We start from the raw sequence: 16,955 nt of genomic DNA, 5'->3' as shown, positions 1-16,955 counted from the left end.
TTTTCAGGTCTGTTATTTTTTTTATGTTCTGTCATATCTTCATATTTCTTATTGGAATTACTCATGATCGCCACCTCCTTTTACCTGTGATTCATATACTTCCCGGTAAATTTCATTTGTCTTTAATAATTCTTCAGATGTTCCAATTCCCATGATCTGTCCACCATCCAGAACGATGATCTGGTCAGCATCTTCGATAGAAGAAACGCGCTGTGCAATGATGATCTTGGTGGTGTTCGGAATTTCCTCGCGGAATGCTTTCCGGATCAGGGCATCCGTCTTTGTATCTACTGCACTGGTAGAGTCATCCAGAATTAGGATCTTTGGTTTCTTAAGGAGCGCCCTTGCGATACACAGACGCTGCTTCTGCCCACCGGATACATTGTTACCTCCCTGGACGATTTTTGTATTGTAACCGTTCGGGAACTCCTGAACGAATCCGTCAGCCTGCGCAAGCTTACATACACGTTTGACTTCTTCATCGCTTGCAGTTTCATCACCCCAGCGGATGTTTTCATAAATGGTTCCAGAGAACAGTACATTTTTCTGAAGAACCATGGATACCTGGTCACGCAGGGATTCCAGGCTATAATCACGAACATCAATGCCGCCGACTTTGACACGTCCTTTTGTGACATCGTAAAGTCTTGGGATGAGCTGGACAAGGGAAGATTTTGCACTTCCGGTTCCACCGATGATACCGATAGTCTGTCCGGACTCAATATGAAGATTAACGTTTTTCAGAGATAAATTTCCGCCTTCACCTGCGTAGCTGAAGTCTACATGGTCGAATACAATGTCTCCGTTTGGAACTTCTGTCACTGCATCAGGCTGATCTTGCATTTCCGGAATTTCATTCATGACTTCAGTGATACGGTCAGAAGATGCCTCCGCGATCATGATCATAACGAATACAAATGTAACCATCATCAGAGATCCGATAATCTGTAGTGCGTAAACGATGACACTTGTAAGTTCGCCTGTCTCCATAGTGCCGGCAATGATGCTCTTGCCTCCGATCAGAACCATGATCAGAACGACTGAGTACATGGTAAACTGCATGACCGGTGAGTTCCAGGCAACAATTTTTTCAGCTTTTGTGAAAAGGTTGTATACATATTTGGAAATGTCGTGGAACTTGTCAATTTCATAATTCTCGCGGACGAATGCTTTCACTACACGGGAAGCATTCACATTTTCCTGGACTGAGTTGTTCAGTACATCGTATTCATCGAATACTTTGATAAAATGTGGGTGCGCTTTTTTGGCAATGTAGATCAGTGTTCCTCCAAGAAGCGGGATTACAATCAGGAATAAGAGTGAAATTGTCTTATTGAGGAGCAGTGTCATGATCCATGATAAGATAATCATAAATGGAGCTCTTGCAAGAAGACGGATACTCATCATGTATGCCATCTGGATATTTGTGATATCTGTTGTCATACGTGTAACCAGTCCTGAAGTAGAAAAATGGTCAATGTTTTTGAAAGAGAAATCCTGTACCTTATAAAAGATGTCGTGGCGCAGGTTCTTGGCGTATCCGGCACCTGCGATTGCTGCCATGTTACCAGCCTGAACACCAAAGAACAGGGCAAGCATAGCCATGACTACAAGAATCAGGCCGCGCTGCAAAATGTAGGACATATCTCCATTTGCGATTCCTACATCGATGATTTTGGCCATCTCGAGTGGAATCAGAACTTCCATCAGAACTTCGAGAATGACAAGAAGCGGAGCAAGAATGGATTGCTTCTTATATTCTCGTACTGATTTTAACAGTGTTTTATTCATATTATGCCTCCTTTTTATTGTCAGTACAATTACATTTTGAAGCTGCAAGATTATCAAGCATCTGACAGAGAACTTCCCGGCAAACATGGAGCTTGTCATCAGGAATACCGGCGGACAAAGCGGCCTCACACTTTTTGATATGTTCTACAATACGTGGACGCAAAGCCTCAGCTTTTTCTGACGGAACCAGTTGCTTTAGTCTTGCATCGCTTTCAACACTGGTTCGTGTAATATAGCCCTTTTGCTCAATCAGTTTAATAATACCGGTGACAGTAGACCGCCGGATCTGGAATGCTTCCTCAATATCCCGCTGGAATATTGGTTTGTGAGCAGATTCCAACAAGATAAATTTTAAAAGCTGTTGCTGGACAGGTGTCAGATCACTATCTTCTAAAATCGTATAGCAGTCATTTTGACATTTCATCTTACAGGAAAGAATGTGGATCAGACGTCCCAGTTCCAGAGGATTATTTTGGTTGTTTGTATCTTGCATAATTCACCTCAATTCTCAAAGAAATAATTGTTAGCTTCCTAACTTTTAACATTATATGGACAATATAATAGAATGTCAAGAGAAAAACTAAGAGGATAATTAAGAAAAAATTGCAGAGTAAACTGCAGACAAAAATTAAGAAAAAATTACAGAAGAGCAGTATGATAAAATGACTTTGCTGTGCAGTGATAAATTCTTGTAAAATAATAAAATGTGGTTGAAATGTCAGGTGGATAATACTATAATGTGTGAGGGAGTGATCAGGAACTCCTACAATGATTCATTTTCAGGCAGAAATCAAAATGGAGCCTGGAATGGATGAGTAGAAAAATTTCTAAGAAAAAAGGCAGGTGAACAGAATGGACAGTTGCGATAGTCATGGGCGAACTAAGAACATAGGATCAGATATGAGTAACAGTCTGTTCTGTTTTTTCTAAATAGAATTTATCAATTCATTTCTTATCCTATTTTCCAATGAGCGAACATATGCATAAAAATGCAGCTATCTGATCTGTGAAAAACAGATGCAAGAAGGATAAAGATTTTAATGTCAACAGCTAAAGTGTCTCTTGATGTTTTAATTTTTGTGCTTCTTGCGGAAATGAGAAAACAGGATAAGGAGGTTTCCCAAGATGGAAAACAAAACACAGGATTATCAGTCAGAAATCTTGGCTATCATCAGAGGTAATACTTCACCGGGAGTTATGCGTAACAAACTGGAGGATTATCATGAAAATGACCTAGCAGATGTATTTTCCGAGCTGACAGCAGCAGAGAGACGGAAAGTCTGCAGAATTCTGAATCTGGATATGCTTTCAGATATTTTTGAGTATATCGATGAGAAACAGGCAGCAGAATATCTGGACGAGATGGACGTGCGCAAGGCAGCGGGTATTCTTTCGGGAATGGAGACGGATGCTGTTGTAGATGTTCTCCGTATGACACCGAAGGAGAAAAAAGTACTTCTGATTGAACTGATGGATGATGAAGCAAGAAAAGATATGGCAATCATTGCTTCATTTGACGAGGAAGAAATCGGAAGTAAGATGACAACTAACTGCATCATGATTCGTGAGAATCTAACTGTAAAGCAGGCAATGAGCAGTTTGATCGGACAGGCAGCAAAGAACGATAACATTTCTACTATATTTATGGTGACAGAGGATTCCACATTTTACGGAGCATTAGATTTGAAAGATTTGATTATTGCAAGACAGGATGCATGTCTGGAAGATCTGATCGTGACATCATACCCATATGTATATGGAAATGAACTGATAGATGATTGTATTGAAAAGCTGAAAGATTATTCCGAGAATTCCATTCCGGTACTGGATAATGATAACAAATTGCTTGGAGTTATCACATCACAGAGCATCGTAGAATTGGTCGATGACGAGATGGGAGAGGACTACGCGATGTTTGCCGGTCTGACAGCGGAGGAAGATTTGAAAGAGCCTCTGCGTGAGAGTCTAAAAAAGAGACTTCCGTGGCTGTTGGTATTGTTAGGACTTGGCATGGTCGTTTCATCAGTAGTTGGTGTATTTGAGACAGTTGTAAGTCAGCTTACGATTATTATGTGTTTCCAGTCACTGATCCTGGATATGGCAGGAAATGTGGGAACACAGTCACTGGCCGTAACAATCCGTGTTCTGATGGACGAGTCCCTGACCGGAAAACAGAAGGCGGAATTAGTATGGAAGGAAATGACAATCGGATTTTCGAACGGCCTGATTCTGGGAACATTGTCATTTATTGTAATCGGACTTTATATTGCACTCTTTAAAGGAAAGACTTTTATGTTCGCTTATGCAGTTTCAGGCTGCATCGGAATAGCACTTGTAGTTGCGATGGTCATTTCCGGAGCAATCGGAACATGTATTCCACTGTTCTTTAAGAAAATTAATGTTGATCCGGCTGTAGCATCCGGCCCATTGATCACGACCATCAATGACCTGGTAGCAGTTGTGACTTACTATGGGCTGAGCTGGATTTTCCTTATTGAGATGCTGCATCTTGCGGGGTAAGAAACTATATGATAAAAGCAGTTATTTTTGATATGTATGAGACCTTGATCACACAGTATGGCGGACCGGTATATTTCCGGGCGCAGATGGCAGCAGATGCCGGCATAGATCCGATGTTATTTGATGCACTTTGGATTCCGAGTGAGAATGACCGGACCATTGGAAAGCAGACATTGGAAGAGACAATTGAGCAGATATTGAGACAGACCGGAAAATACAGCGAGGAGACATTCCAGACTATTATTTCCGGAAGAAAGGCAGCAAAAGCAGACTGTTTTTGTCATCTTCATCCGGAAATCATTCCGATGCTTCAGACATTAAAAGAAAAAAAGATTAAAATCGGACTGATCAGTAACTGTTATTCTGAGGAAGCGGTATTAATCCGAGAGAGCCAGTTATTTCCATATTTTGATCAGTCATGTCTGTCTTATGAACTGGGAATGAAAAAGCCAGATCCGGGAATATTCCTAAAGTGTATGGAAGGGCTTGGCGTGAGAGCCGGAGAATGTTTGTACATCGGAGATGGCGGGAGCCATGAACTGGAGGCAGCAGATATTATGGGAATGACTGCGCTTCAGGCACGGTGGTACATCAAAGAGGTGCCGGAACTGGATATCCGAAAAGAGGAGTTTGAACAGCTAGAGACACCGAGGGCGGTGTTAGAAAAGATATAAAAAATGATTTGTTTATTTTTAGACAAATAATATATCTTGAAAATATACAAAAGTATTGCATGAAAAGCATAGAATTGATACAATAAATGTAAGGTGCTGTCAGCACTGGTGTGTTTGGCGGTTTATTTTTTACAGGGAGTCTATAGCTCTGATTACATAGATGATTCTAACGATGAACTAATATGGAAAGGAGAACATACTTATGCTGACAATGGCTGACTTGATTGCAGTACTTAGTCTCTGCTTAACCTCATTTGGTCTTGGATATACGATTGGGTGTAATAATAAGACCACAAAAAAATAACCGCCTGTTAGCCTGAGAAACTAATACGGTTATTTTTTATTTACAATGATCAGGTAAATCGCCATTGGCAGTACCTTTTATATAAGTATATTAACACTGATATGTGTGTGTGTCAAATATATGTTGTATGAAAAGGACGAAGTGGTATGAAGATAAATAATCAATATGAGGAAGCAGAAGCGATTTATCCAGTTACAGGATTATATATTGATCCGGACGGGAATGCTGTAGAAAAGTCAGAGATGCTTTTATCGGAGCATCGTATGGACGTGTATATTAATGATGTGCTGACGATGAAATTAGTGTGTACACCGAAGGATTTGCCGGGGCTGGTACTGGGACGAATGGTCAGCGAAGGCATGATTCATTCATCAGAGGAAGTGGAATACCTTTATATCTGTGAGCATGGGACCAGGGCGAGAGTACAGCTTGGTTCAGAACATTGTGGATTGGTTAATGATAATCTGAGCGCAGAGGTTATGGATACACCGACTTGTTGTACGGATAATAAGACCATATATAGTGGATTTGCAGTGGAAAAAGAATTGCAGCATCTGGAGCCGGTAGAAGTTAGTCTGGAACTTATGTATGCATTCGACGAAGCCTTTCATCAGGATATGCCATTGCATGAGGCGACATGGTCAACACACAGTTGCTTTCTTGCATATAAGGGAAAGATTGTGTATTCCTGTGAGGATATCGGACGTCATAATGCACTGGACAAAGCGATTGGTTATGCACTTATGCATGACTATGATTTTCATGAATGTGCAGTCTTTACGACCGGACGTCTCCCAATCGATATGATCACGAAGGTAATCCGGGCAGGAATTCCGCTTGTGGCAAGCAAAAAGACTCCGACGGCAGAAGCTGTAAAACTGGCACAGAAATATGGATTGACGATGATTGGAAGAGCGAAGAATCACAAGATGATGCAATATACGCTGTATCAGAGATAATGAGAAGATAATGAAATGAGGTAGTTTGTACTTGACAATATATTTGTAGAAAGAGTATACTGCCCATAAATTCACACGTACAAGAAAAAGAGCAATGGAGCACATAATGGTGCAACATTGCTCTTTTGTGTTACCGAGACATTTTAAATTTAACTTAGAAAAAATATTGAAGAAATAGCTTGTTGTGTGAGAGAAGAGGAGGGCGAATATTATGGAACAATTAAATGCGATCATTACAAAAATTGATGATTTTGTCTGGGGGCCGGTGATGTTAATCCTACTTGTCGGAACAGGAATATTTCTTACAATCCGGACCAGATTCCTGACATGGAGAAATCTTGGATATGCACTGAAAAGTACTCTCAGTAAAGAGGCACGCACAAAGAGCAGAGGAGAAGGAGATGTCTCACCGTTTTCTGCACTTACGACAGCTCTTGCAGCAACGATTGGAACCGGAAATATCGTCGGAGTTGCGACAGCAATGGTTTCAGGAGAACCAGGAGCACTTGTATGGATGTGGATTTCCGCGGCATTTGGTTTAACTTCCAAGTTCAGTGAATGTATGCTGGCAATCAAGTACCGTGAAGTGAATGAAAAGGGAGAGATGAGCGGAGGCCCAATGTACACGATGAAAAAGGGTATAAAGAATAAGACATTAGGTTCTGCTCTTGCATGGCTATTTGCACTCTTTGCAGTGATTGCTTCATTTGGTATTGGAAATATGACACAGGGAAATTCTATTTCAGGTGCACTGCATGCAACATTTCATATCCCGACATGGATCACTGGAATTGTGATTACAGTGCTGGCTTTACTGATCATTGTCGGTGGTATTAAGTCAATCTCAAAAGTTTCTTCCGTTGTTGTTCCGGTCATGGCAATCTTTTATGTCATTTGCGGACTGATCGTGATTGTGGGAAATATTGCGAATCTGCCATCGGGTCTTGCTATGATATTTAAAATGGCTTTTTCTGTTGAAGCTGTTGGCGGCGGACTTTGCGGCTCAATTGTAGCTTCTATGATGAATGCCATGAGATACGGAGTTGCCAGAGGTGTATTTTCAAATGAAGCCGGAATGGGTTCAGCAGCTATTACAGCAGCGGCAGCAACAACAGATAATCCGGTACGACAGGGATATATTAATATGACAGGAACATTCTGGGATACAATTGTTGTATGTACCATTACCGGACTTGCGATTGCTTCCTCAGGCGTACTTGGAATGACAGATTCTGCAGGAGAATTTCTGACAGGTTCAGATATAACAATTGCTGCATTTAAGACAGTTCTTGGAACTTCTGGCGGCTGGCTTGTAACAATCGGAATCACATTATTTGCATTTTCCACAATCCTCGGATGGGAATATCATGGAGAAAAAGCATTTGAATATTTACTTGGAACACACAAATATAACATGTTTTACAGAGTGCTCTTTTCTCTGGTTGTATATATTGGCTGCACACAGACACTTAATCTTGTATGGAGCTTTTCGGATATAGCAAATGCGCTCATGGCAATCCCGAACCTGATCTGCATGCTCATACTTAGTAAAGAAGTAGCACAGGCCATCAAAGCATTCCAGCCAGAGATAGACAACAGACATACAGAAAAACGTTCCGAACAAAACACGTATGTGCAAGATGTAAAATAAAAATATGAGAAAAATATAAAAGACTTATCGCAAAATAAAACAGAAAAAGTCCTGTCCTATGACGATAGGATAAAATTCGACATGTCTGCGAGCATAGCATGTCTTTCTATGTACTGTCTGAGCCGTAAGGCGAGTTTACATAGAAAGACATAGATAAGCGGCGCAGCAGACATAGAATTTTATCCGTGTCATAGGCCAGGACTTTTTCTATTATAGTTGTAAAAGAGCTTTTTGTTTTGCCAATTTTTCCATTTTACAAAAACAATTCTAACAGGAACACCACCATGCATGCGCATACGGATACTTGCAGCAGGCTTTTCCCAAACCATGCAAGTGCTGTGGCAACGATCAGAGCTGCCCATGCAGACCAGACACTTCCGGTCGCGGACAGGATTGCCGGGAAGGTCATCACTGCCAGTGTGACGTATGGTACATAGTATAGAAATGACCGAATCGTTTTATTTTTAATTTCTTTTCGAATCAAGGTCAGAGGCAGCATACGGATCAGATAAGATACTCCGGCCATGACCAGGATATAGATATAAATATTATGACTCATGACTTGCCTCCTTCTCATTGTTATTTAATACACTAGATTCAGTGCTTTTTTCATCTCCCTCATCTTCATTGACTGGGAACAGGATTGCAGCACCTCCGGCAATGAGAATCGTAAGCAGAATCGTTCTTGTTCCGGTAGAAAGTGTGTGGACGACTGGAAGTTTTGTAAATGCAAAGCTTGCTCCCATGGAAATCAAGACAACTCCCGCAAGAATCTTATTTTTTCTTGCAGGAGGGATAATGATTGCCAGGAACATGCCGTAAAGACCGACACTTAATGCACTGACGATATTAGCCGGTAGAATGGATCCCATCAAAGTTCCAAAAAGTGTTCCGAAAGCCCAGCCGGGAAGTGCTACAGTATATGCACCAAAAGAATAGTATGGATTCAATTTACCCGGTACGGACACGGAGATTCCAAATAACTCATCAGTGACATCATAACTTAGAAGCAGACGCTGGATCATCGGTGTGTCTGGTGGAAGTTTCTGACTTAATGCACAAGACATCAGAAGATAACGGGCATTTGTGATCAATATCAGAATTGCGACCTCCAGATAGCCGCCACCTGCGGCAATCAGCGTAAATCCGGCAAATTCACCAGCTGATGCATTATTAGTAAAACTTACGAGAAATGCCTGAAAGGGTGTGAACCCGGCATTTTTCGCAGCAATACCAAGGGTAAATGAAACTGCAAGATAGCCAAGGGCAATGGGAATTGCGTCCCGCATACCCTTGGCAAACCAAGACTTATTAGTACCTCTCATTTGTGACCTCTTTTCCTATCTCATAAATTCATTGATTACGTGTAACACACCGTCTTCATCGTTGGATTTTGTGATGTAATCTGCAGATTCTTTCACCAGTGGCTGAGCATTTGCCATGGCAACTCCAAGTCCGGCAGTCTCAATCATAGTCAGATCATTGTATCCGTCCCCGCAGCAGATCATGGCATCGGTAGAAAGTCCGATGCTGGTGAGCAGCTTTGTAAGGGAGTGAGCTTTGTCAATACCCTGGGGCATAATTTCGAGAAAGAACGGATCTGAGCAGTAAATAGACAGATAAGAGTGAAATTGTTTTTCAGCTTCAGCTTTTACTTCCTGAATCAGTTCCGGTTCTCCGGTAATCAGAAATTTATTGTTATTATTTTTAGTGACGTAAGAGATGAAATCGTCCACTTTTGTAATCGGCATATGATTGATGAAAGATTCTTTTTCGCTGTATTCATTCGTATCTCCACCTGAAATCAGCTCGGTATCGGTGTAGGCAAGAATGTCAATCCCCGGATATTTTTTCACGATTTCAAGAAGTGGAGCCGCAACATCATTTGGAAGATATTTACTGTAAATGATCTCACCGGATCGGCAGTCTGTGATACGACCACCGTTGTAGGAGAGAATATAACTTCCATAGTCTCCAAGGTGAAGTTCCTCTGCCAGAGGAAGGACGCCCTGAGAAGGACGTCCACTGGCTAATACAACTTTTTTTCCGTTTTTCTGAATGTCGATCAGAGCATCTCTGGTCGATGGTGTGATCTCTTTTCTGGAATTGGTCAGTGTCCCATCCAGATCCAGTGCCAGAAGCTGGTAGTTCATAGTTTTATACTCCTAAAATTTTTGTAATTCATCTACGATTTCAGGAAACTGCATACCATGTGAAGCTTTCACAAGGATATTGTCACCTGGTTGAATCAGATGTTTCATCTCTGCAAGAAAGTCTGCTTTTGCAGGGAACCATTTTGCCTCGCAGCCATGTTCAGAAGCTCCGGCTACAAGCTCTTTGGAAAGCTCGCCAATTCCGCATACAAGGTCGATGCCTATATCACCTGCATGTGCACCGGTTTCGTAGTGGAGTTCTTTTCCGGTCTCGCCCAGTTCGCCCATGTCGCCAAGAACAGCGACTTTTCGTCCGATTGCCATATTCAGAACATCTAAGGAAGCCTGCATGGAAATTGGATTTGCATTATAGCAGTCATCTAAGATGATGATTTTATCTGTCTGAATGATATTATTTCTTCCGGGGATTGAAGGCAGTCCTTCAATTCCGGCTTTGATTTCTGCTGGTGTAAGTCCAAGTTGATAGCCGACAGCAGTTCCGGCAAGAGCGTTTTGTACCATGTGAGCACCAGGAAGTGGAACGATGCAGTCAAAGCTTTCGCCGGACGGAAGATGAATCGTACAGGAAGAACCGCGAAGTCCAAGTGGTTCTACGTCAGTTGCATAGAACTGGCAGTTCTTTCCAAGACCGAAAAATTCAGGATCTACGCCTTTGACCGGTCCCATATCACGGAGCAGATCATCGTCTCCGTTCAGAAGAATAGAACCACCGGTCTTCATATCCTGGATCATCTGAGATTTTTCCTGAAGAATCCCTTCTCTTGTCTTGAAAAATTCCAAATGTGCAATACCGATATTCGTGATCACACAGATATCCGGGCTTGCTACGCTGGAAAGACGACGCATCTCACCAAAATGGTTGACACCCATTTCCAGAACAGCGACCTGATGCTTTTCATTCATTTCAAAAATTGTAATTGGAAGCCCCCATTCATTGTTGAAGTTTCCAAGTGTTTTATGTACACAGTATTTCTGAGACAATACAGAAGCAATCATTTCCTTTGTGCTTGTCTTTCCGACACTTCCTGTGATTCCGACAACCTTAATATCGAAAGAATCACGATAAAGCTTTGCAGTATCAAGAAGTGCCTGGCCAGTAGACTCTACCAGGATATATGGAAAATCTGTCTCGCCAAGATCTTCATGGGAAATCACGCACATTGCGCCTTTTTCAATGGTATCCGGAATGAATTTGTGAGCGTTGACGCGTTCACCGTCAATGGCAATGAACAGATAGTCTTTTTCAACTTTCCGGCTGTCAATTGTAACACCGGCAACTTCTTTGTCCAAAAGATTTTCAGGTCCCCGGTACTCTCCGTGGCAGGCCTTAGTAATATTTCTTAAAGTAAGGTTTTTCATGATGGATTTCCTCTTATCTGTAACGCGCATTCATAGATTCTTCAATGATGCGTTCGCATAATTCGTTGTACTTGATGCCTGCGGCTTTTGCAGCCTTCGGAAGCAGACTTGCGGCAGTCATTCCTGGAAGTGCATTCATTTCCAAACTGTAGAATTCGCCGTCTTCGTCATCAATGATAAAGTCAGCACGTGCATACACATCCATACGGAGTGCGGCAAATGCTTCTTCTCCGGCACGCATCATGCGCTGCTGAGTTTCTTCATCAATAGATACCGGTGGACAGATTTCCTGTGCTCCGCCAGCCTGATATTTATTCTCATAGTTGAAGACACCATCTTTCGGAATGATCTCAACTAATGGGAGTGCTTTTCCGGCAATGACAGCGCTGGCAAACTCACGGCCTTTGATGTAAGGCTCAATGACCAGTTCTTCATCTGGGTTCTTTTCAAATGATTCACGAACTGCATTGTTATATTCTTCTTCTGTATGACAGATGTAAACTCCGATACTGGAACCATTTTCACATGGTTTTACGACCAGTGGGAGATAATATCCAAGTTCGGATAAAGGAAGATCCTTTGTCTCTTTTGTCAGATGTGTTCCACGAGGAGTCGGTACACCACTCATTTTATAAATCTGTTTTGTTACTAGTTTGTTCATAGACAGGGCACAGCCAAAAGAGTTGCAGCCTGTATATTTGATTCCAAGAAGGTCAAAAGCAGCCTGAAGTTTACCATTTTCTCCGACAGAGCCGTGCAGAGCAACAAATGTAATGTCTGCCATACGGCACAGTTCAATGACATTTGGTCCAAACATGCAGTCGGACTGATCCGGGCGAGATTTCTTAAGGGCTTCAAGGTCAGGTTCTTTTGTGCTGATATTTTTTGCAATCTCAAGACCTGCGCCCGGAAGGGTAAATACATCTTCCAGATTCGCAGGCGCATTTTCAAGACCGAAGTACAGGTCAAGAAGATAAGCCTGGTGTCCGTTTTCCAACAGTGTTTTGCAGATGCCGGCACCGGAAGTCAGTGAGACGTCACGCTCCGGACTTAAGCCGCCTGCTAATACTATAATTTTCATAATGAATGCTCTCCTTTTATTCTGGTTTGTGTGCCTGATCGAGTAAGGCTTTCTTTACATCATATAATCTCTGGGATAAATCTACATAAACCCGGTGTGGATAGAAGAGACGTTTTGTCTCGTCCCACAGGGAGTCTTTTTCCTGTTTACAATATTCTGCAATCTCCGTGACAGAAGGGGAAGTGTAAATACATTCTCCGTTTTTGAAGATCGGAACAAGCATTTCACGCATGATATAAGTGCCGCCTGCAAGCTTTGTTTTCTTCCATGTCTCCAGCGGGTCAAAGAGAAGAAGATCCTGACTTTCGTCAAATGTTTCATCAGCGAAGCAGATCAGATCAGCTTTGATCTTGCCGGTCTCTTTTTCATAGACACGGTAGATTGTCTTATTTCCTGGATTGGTGATCTTTTCTGTGTTTTCAGAAATCTTGATCTTCGGGATAAATTCTCCGTTTTCATTCTTGATTGCAGACAATTTGTATACACCGCCAAATGACGGGCAGTCCTTGGACGTGATCAGATGAGTACCAACACCCCAGGAGTTGATTGCTGCACCCTGTGCCTTCAGATCATGGAGCAGATATTCGTCAAGATCATTGGAAGCGCAGATGGAAGCGTCCGGGAATCCGGCTTCATCTAACATTTTACGTGCTTTTTTGGAAAGATATGCAAGGTCTCCGCTGTCCAGACGGATTCCGTATTTTTTTAATGGTTTTCCTGCGTCTTTAAATTCCTGGAAGACACGGATGGCATTTGGTACGCCAGATTTTAATGTGTCATAAGTGTCTACCAGAAGTGTACAGTTGTCCGGATATAGCTCTGCGTAATATTTAAATGCAGTGTATTCGTCCGGGAATGTCATGATCCAGCTATGTGCGTGAGTTCCCATAACAGGGACATCAAAAAGCTGACCTGCCAGTACATTTGACGTACCGACACATCCGCCGATCATAGCGGCACGTGCTCCGTAAAGTCCGGCATCCGGTCCCTGTGCACGGCGCAGTCCGAACTCCATGATTCCGTCTCCGTCGGCGGCATAGACAACACGGGAAGTCTTAGTAGCGATGAGAGACTGGTGATTGATCAGATTCAGGATAGTCGTCTCGACAAGCTGAGCTTCCATGATCGGAGCAATGACCTTAAGCAGTGGCTCTTTTGGGAATACTACGCTTCCTTCCGGAATCGCATAGATATCTCCTGTAAAGTGAAAACCACTTAAATACTGAAGAAAATCATCATCAAAAATGTGAAGACTTCGTAAGTAGTCCACATCTTCGTAGGTGAAATGCAGGTTCTTAATGTAGTCAATGACCTGGTCAAGTCCCGCGCAGACAGAATAACCATTGCCGCAGGGATTGTGACGGTAAAACACATCGAATACAACCGTCTCATGTTGCCCTTTTTTATAATAACCCTGCATCATTGTCAGTTCATATAAATCAGTCAGCAGTGTTAAATCTTGTTTGTTCATAGTGAGCTCCTTTCATGACTGAATCGTAAGCTTTGTTTTCATAATTGATGATACCACGGATTGCTTCGTATCGTACATTTCATGATATCTTGTGTATTATATATCATAATGGTACCTTTATACAAGGGTATGATTTTTCTCAATCGTGTCCTTTATGATCTTCTGGCAGTAAACATCGATCTTCTTGCGGTCTTCTTTTTCCATTTCATTCATATATATAGGGGAGCAGTACTCCAAAACAACGTGTGTTTTTCTGATATATGGCAAATGTCCCTCGAAAATATTAATGGTGTTATTCAGTGCAACAGGTACGATCGGACATCCGCTCTTTTCTGCAATTTTAAAGGAACCGGCATGGAATGGAAGAAGACTTAATTCGTCTCCTTTGTTGCGTGTCCCTTCTGGGAAAATAAAAACAGAAATTCCATTTTTCACCTGATCGATCGCAGTCAGGATGGTTTTAAGACCTTCTCTTATATTGTCGCGATCCAAAAACAGGCAGTATACCCGTTTCATCCAGGTGCGAAGGAACGGGTAATTTAACATTTCCTTTTTGGCAACGAATCCGGTCAGATCCCTGCAGCGGGAATAAGTCAGCAAAATGTCAAAATAACTTCTGTGGTTGCCCACGTAGAGAACCGGTTCATCAGGAACACGGTCTTCTCCGATGACGGTCACTTCGACACCGGAAATTTTCAGGATCACTTTAAATCCCCATTGAACGATACGTAGTGCTGCGAGATCGGCTGAGCGTTTATTCACTTTGCCAATAAGCCAGAGAATTCCGAGTACAGGAATCCCGAGCAGAAAATATAACAATAAAAATATTGCAACGAGTATAAATCGTAACATATGTCAAGTTCCTCCAACTAATATCTTCCATATAAAATAGTCATGCCACGAAGTTCATCGGCAAGTTCGCCTTTGAGCGCGGACTGCTGATAACGCCAGCTCCAGTTCCCGGCGCCGATACCTGGTGTGTTCATGCGTCCTTCTGCACCGACGCACAGAACATCCTGAAGAGGAAAGATTGCATATGCAGCAACACTTGCAAGTGCGGTTCCAATAAGATCCAATGGAAAATGTGTATCATTGCTGCAGTGTGTGTAGCGGCGTACTTTGTCACGGCATTCCGGGCGCAGTGTCTGATACCAGCTGCGAGTCGTGTCGTTATCATGAGTTCCGGTGTAACATACGCAGACTGGAGATGTGTAGCGGTGTGGCAGGTAACTTCCTTCATCCAGAGAGTCAAATGCAAACTGCAGAACCTTCATGCCTGGGAGCCCAAATTCATCTCGCAAAGCTTCCACTTCCGGGGTGATAACGCCCAGATCTTCTGCAATAATTGGAAGGTTTCCCTCAAAAGCATCACGGACTGCGGAAAATAATGCATGGCCCGGAGCTTTTACCCATTCGCCATTCACAGCGGTCGGTTCGCCGTAAGGAATGGACCAGAAAGCTTCAAATCCGCGGAAGTGATCTACACGCAGAATATCCAGGTTGTGAAGCTGTGCACGGATACGGGATATCCACCAGGAAAAATGTTCCGCCTCATGAGCTTCCCAGTTGTACAATGGATTCCCCCATAACTGTCCGGTGGCTGAAAAATAATCCGGCGGTACTCCGGCTACGCGAGTCGGATACCCTTTGGAGTCCAGCTGGAACAGATGCTGGTTCGCCCACACATCGGCGCTGTCCATAGATACAAAAATCGGGATATCACCGATGATGCGGATACCGTGGTCATTTGCATATTTTTTGATTCGTTTCCACTCGTCAAAGAATAAGAATTGAATGAAACGATAGTATTCTATATCTTCGTGCATGGATTTAAAAAGGCCGGCTTTAAATTCCAAAGTCGGACACCGATATTCATCCGGCCAGTGAAGCCAGTCAGCGCCATGGTGTAATTTCTTACATGCCATAAACAAAGCATAGTCATCCAGCCAGTAGCGGCTGTTTTCACAAAATTCCTGGAAAGACTGGTCTATGCCTGGAATTTCATGGCGTTTCTGTGGAAAACGGCTGTAGGCAAGGGCCAGAACTTTCTCCTTCCACGGAATGACCTGTCCATAATCTACGTGACTTGGGTCTGCAATCGGGCAATCGGTAAGTTCCCAGCCACCGATCAGTCCAAGACGGATCAAATGTCTTGGATCAATGAGAAGAGGCTGACCTGCAAAAGCAGAAAAACTCTGGTACGGAGAGTCTCCGAAACCTGTGTGGGTCAGTGGCAGTACCTGCCAGAGATGCTGACCTGCCCGTGCCAGAAAATCGATAAAGGCATATGCTTCATCTCCAAGATCCCCAATCCCGTAAGGGGAAGGCAGAGAAGTCGGGTGAAGCAAAATGCCGGATAGGCGTTCGTTATTTATCATATTTTTGTAATCTCCTTTTAAAACCATGTTGAAGTAGTAAACTTAATGCCTGCTTATACAAAGTCAAGCCGAGGCATTCTTGGACATGGCATTTTATTAAGTATACAACAATTTTGGAATTTTTCCTAGACTTGGTGTGTATGATGTTATAAAAGGTTTTTCAAGAAGAAAGAGAGCATCATGAATCGAAAACATTTTTACATAATTGCAGGGATTTTTATTCTGGCACTGGCTGGGTGCAGTATTAAAAAGGAAGATACAAAAAAGATACAGGATATTGAATTTACAGTAGTAGCACCAGAAGACGTACCAGAGGAACTGAAAGAAGATATCGAAAAGGCGCGGGATACCCCGTTTCGTCTGACTTATGCAGATCAGGGGTATCTTTACATGGCGCGAGGGTATGGAGAAAAAGAAAAAACGGGGTACAGTGTAGAGGTCAACGCATGCTACGAAACATCAGATGCTGTCAGGATCCAGACAACACTTCTCGGTCCGGCAAAGGGCGAGAAGACAAAAGAAAAGAAGACATATCCGTATGTGGTGATGAAAACAGAATATAGAGAGAAAGATGTGATATTTGAGTAAAAGTA

Annotated in this window: 15 protein-coding genes; 5 read left to right on the top strand and 10 right to left on the bottom strand. The window is 42.6% G+C overall.

Translation table 11 applies throughout. The annotated features are described in order from the left end of the window. Positions 1 to 57 precede the first annotated feature (57 nt). Together C7E02_RS14770 and C7E02_RS14765 are read right to left on the bottom strand one after the other, a co-directional pair. Entirely contained in the window at positions 58 to 1,791 is a 1,734-nt protein-coding gene (locus tag C7E02_RS14770) for an ABC transporter ATP-binding protein (protein ID WP_105309984.1), read from the bottom strand. A gap of 1 nt (position 1,792) precedes the next feature. Then, positions 1,793 to 2,284, bottom strand: a complete 492-nt coding sequence (locus tag C7E02_RS14765) for a MarR family winged helix-turn-helix transcriptional regulator (protein WP_105309983.1) — start codon at positions 2,282 to 2,284, stop codon at positions 1,793 to 1,795. 632 nt (positions 2,285 to 2,916) lie between these two features. On the opposite strand from C7E02_RS14765, the gene mgtE reads away from it, so the two are divergent. The 4 genes from mgtE to C7E02_RS14745 all read left to right on the top strand — a co-directional run bounded on the left by mgtE (position 2,917) and on the right by C7E02_RS14745 (position 7,899). Then, the gene (gene mgtE / locus C7E02_RS14760) at positions 2,917 to 4,311 is read left to right on the top strand and encodes a magnesium transporter (RefSeq protein WP_105309982.1); all 1,395 of its coding nucleotides are present in this window, start codon (positions 2,917 to 2,919) and stop codon (positions 4,309 to 4,311) included. 8 nt (positions 4,312 to 4,319) lie between these two features. Further along, complete coding sequence (locus C7E02_RS14755; protein WP_105309981.1) at positions 4,320 to 4,985, top strand: HAD family hydrolase; 666 nt, start codon at positions 4,320 to 4,322, stop codon at positions 4,983 to 4,985. 450 nt (positions 4,986 to 5,435) lie between these two features. Then, positions 5,436 to 6,248 carry a formate dehydrogenase accessory sulfurtransferase FdhD gene (fdhD, locus tag C7E02_RS14750; RefSeq protein WP_105309980.1) on the top strand — a complete coding sequence of 271 codons (813 nt, stop codon included), beginning with the start codon at positions 5,436 to 5,438 and terminating at the stop codon, positions 6,246 to 6,248. Positions 6,249 to 6,459: 211 nt separating this feature from the next. Continuing rightward, positions 6,460 to 7,899: an alanine/glycine:cation symporter family protein gene (locus C7E02_RS14745; RefSeq protein WP_105309979.1), complete on the top strand. Its 1,440-nt coding sequence runs from the start codon at positions 6,460 to 6,462 to the stop codon at positions 7,897 to 7,899. 253 nt (positions 7,900 to 8,152) lie between these two features. Here the strand turns inward: C7E02_RS14745 and C7E02_RS14740 are convergent, their stop codons facing one another. The 8 genes from C7E02_RS14740 to malQ form a co-directional block, all read right to left on the bottom strand. Further along, positions 8,153 to 8,458 (bottom strand): AzlD domain-containing protein, encoded by a 306-nt coding sequence (locus C7E02_RS14740; RefSeq protein ID WP_005333240.1) that lies wholly within the window; start codon positions 8,456 to 8,458, stop codon positions 8,153 to 8,155. Continuing rightward, entirely contained in the window at positions 8,448 to 9,224 is a 777-nt protein-coding gene (locus tag C7E02_RS14735) for an AzlC family ABC transporter permease (RefSeq protein ID WP_105309978.1), read from the bottom strand. The genes C7E02_RS14740 and C7E02_RS14735 overlap by 11 nt, the downstream gene beginning before the upstream one ends. Positions 9,225 to 9,239: 15 nt before the next feature. Continuing rightward, a complete protein-coding gene (locus C7E02_RS14730; protein WP_105309977.1) occupies positions 9,240 to 10,052 on the bottom strand; it encodes a Cof-type HAD-IIB family hydrolase in 813 nt (270 codons plus the stop codon). Positions 10,053 to 10,064: 12 nt separating this feature from the next. Then, positions 10,065 to 11,432 carry a UDP-N-acetylmuramoyl-tripeptide--D-alanyl-D-alanine ligase gene (locus C7E02_RS14725; protein ID WP_022278528.1) on the bottom strand — a complete coding sequence of 456 codons (1,368 nt, stop codon included), beginning with the start codon at positions 11,430 to 11,432 and terminating at the stop codon, positions 10,065 to 10,067. Between the two features lie 13 nt (positions 11,433 to 11,445). Continuing rightward, positions 11,446 to 12,513 carry a D-alanine--D-alanine ligase family protein gene (locus C7E02_RS14720; RefSeq protein WP_105309976.1) on the bottom strand — a complete coding sequence of 356 codons (1,068 nt, stop codon included), beginning with the start codon at positions 12,511 to 12,513 and terminating at the stop codon, positions 11,446 to 11,448. Positions 12,514 to 12,529: 16 nt separating this feature from the next. Next, complete coding sequence (locus C7E02_RS14715) at positions 12,530 to 13,984, bottom strand: nicotinate phosphoribosyltransferase (RefSeq protein WP_022278526.1); 1,455 nt, start codon at positions 13,982 to 13,984, stop codon at positions 12,530 to 12,532. A 117-nt stretch (positions 13,985 to 14,101) separates the two neighbouring features. Beyond that, positions 14,102 to 14,836, bottom strand: coding sequence for a lysophospholipid acyltransferase family protein (locus C7E02_RS14710; protein ID WP_029731509.1), 735 nt, complete (start codon positions 14,834 to 14,836; stop codon positions 14,102 to 14,104). A 17-nt stretch (positions 14,837 to 14,853) separates the two neighbouring features. Beyond that, a complete protein-coding gene (malQ, locus tag C7E02_RS14705) occupies positions 14,854 to 16,362 on the bottom strand; it encodes a 4-alpha-glucanotransferase (RefSeq protein ID WP_105309975.1) in 1,509 nt (502 codons plus the stop codon). A gap of 180 nt (positions 16,363 to 16,542) precedes the next feature. Here malQ and C7E02_RS14700 point away from each other — a divergent pair, with 180 nt between their 5' ends. Further along, on the top strand, positions 16,543 to 16,950 hold the full coding sequence (locus C7E02_RS14700; RefSeq protein ID WP_022278523.1) for a protease complex subunit PrcB family protein: 408 nt from the start codon (positions 16,543 to 16,545) through the stop codon (positions 16,948 to 16,950). The last annotated feature ends 5 nt before the right edge of the window (positions 16,951 to 16,955 follow it).

Origin of the sequence: Dorea sp. Marseille-P4042 (genome assembly GCF_900290215.1) — a bacterium.
Taxonomy (GTDB): Bacteria; Bacillota; Clostridia; order Lachnospirales; family Lachnospiraceae; genus Dorea; species Dorea formicigenerans.
This window is presented reverse-complemented; position numbering and strand designations above follow the sequence as displayed.

Excerpts from the sequence above, each read along its gene's own strand:
- C7E02_RS14770 (WP_105309984.1), bottom strand. The coding sequence starts at position 1,791 with ATGAATAAAACACTGTTAAAATCAGTACGAGAATATAAGAAGCAATCC.
- C7E02_RS14765 (WP_105309983.1), bottom strand. The coding sequence starts at position 2,284 with ATGCAAGATACAAACAACCAAAATAATCCTCTGGAACTGGGACGTCTG.
- mgtE (WP_105309982.1), top strand. The coding sequence starts at position 2,917 with ATGGAAAACAAAACACAGGATTATCAGTCAGAAATCTTGGCTATCATC.
- C7E02_RS14755 (WP_105309981.1), top strand. The coding sequence starts at position 4,320 with ATGATAAAAGCAGTTATTTTTGATATGTATGAGACCTTGATCACACAG.
- fdhD (WP_105309980.1), top strand. The coding sequence starts at position 5,436 with ATGAAGATAAATAATCAATATGAGGAAGCAGAAGCGATTTATCCAGTT.
- C7E02_RS14745 (WP_105309979.1), top strand. The coding sequence starts at position 6,460 with ATGGAACAATTAAATGCGATCATTACAAAAATTGATGATTTTGTCTGG.
- C7E02_RS14740 (WP_005333240.1), bottom strand. The coding sequence starts at position 8,458 with ATGAGTCATAATATTTATATCTATATCCTGGTCATGGCCGGAGTATCT.
- C7E02_RS14735 (WP_105309978.1), bottom strand. The coding sequence starts at position 9,224 with ATGAGAGGTACTAATAAGTCTTGGTTTGCCAAGGGTATGCGGGACGCA.
- C7E02_RS14730 (WP_105309977.1), bottom strand. The coding sequence starts at position 10,052 with ATGAACTACCAGCTTCTGGCACTGGATCTGGATGGGACACTGACCAAT.
- C7E02_RS14725 (WP_022278528.1), bottom strand. The coding sequence starts at position 11,432 with ATGAAAAACCTTACTTTAAGAAATATTACTAAGGCCTGCCACGGAGAG.
- C7E02_RS14720 (WP_105309976.1), bottom strand. The coding sequence starts at position 12,513 with ATGAAAATTATAGTATTAGCAGGCGGCTTAAGTCCGGAGCGTGACGTC.
- C7E02_RS14715 (WP_022278526.1), bottom strand. The coding sequence starts at position 13,984 with ATGAACAAACAAGATTTAACACTGCTGACTGATTTATATGAACTGACA.
- C7E02_RS14710 (WP_029731509.1), bottom strand. The coding sequence starts at position 14,836 with ATGTTACGATTTATACTCGTTGCAATATTTTTATTGTTATATTTTCTG.
- malQ (WP_105309975.1), bottom strand. The coding sequence starts at position 16,362 with ATGATAAATAACGAACGCCTATCCGGCATTTTGCTTCACCCGACTTCT.
- C7E02_RS14700 (WP_022278523.1), top strand. The coding sequence starts at position 16,543 with ATGAATCGAAAACATTTTTACATAATTGCAGGGATTTTTATTCTGGCA.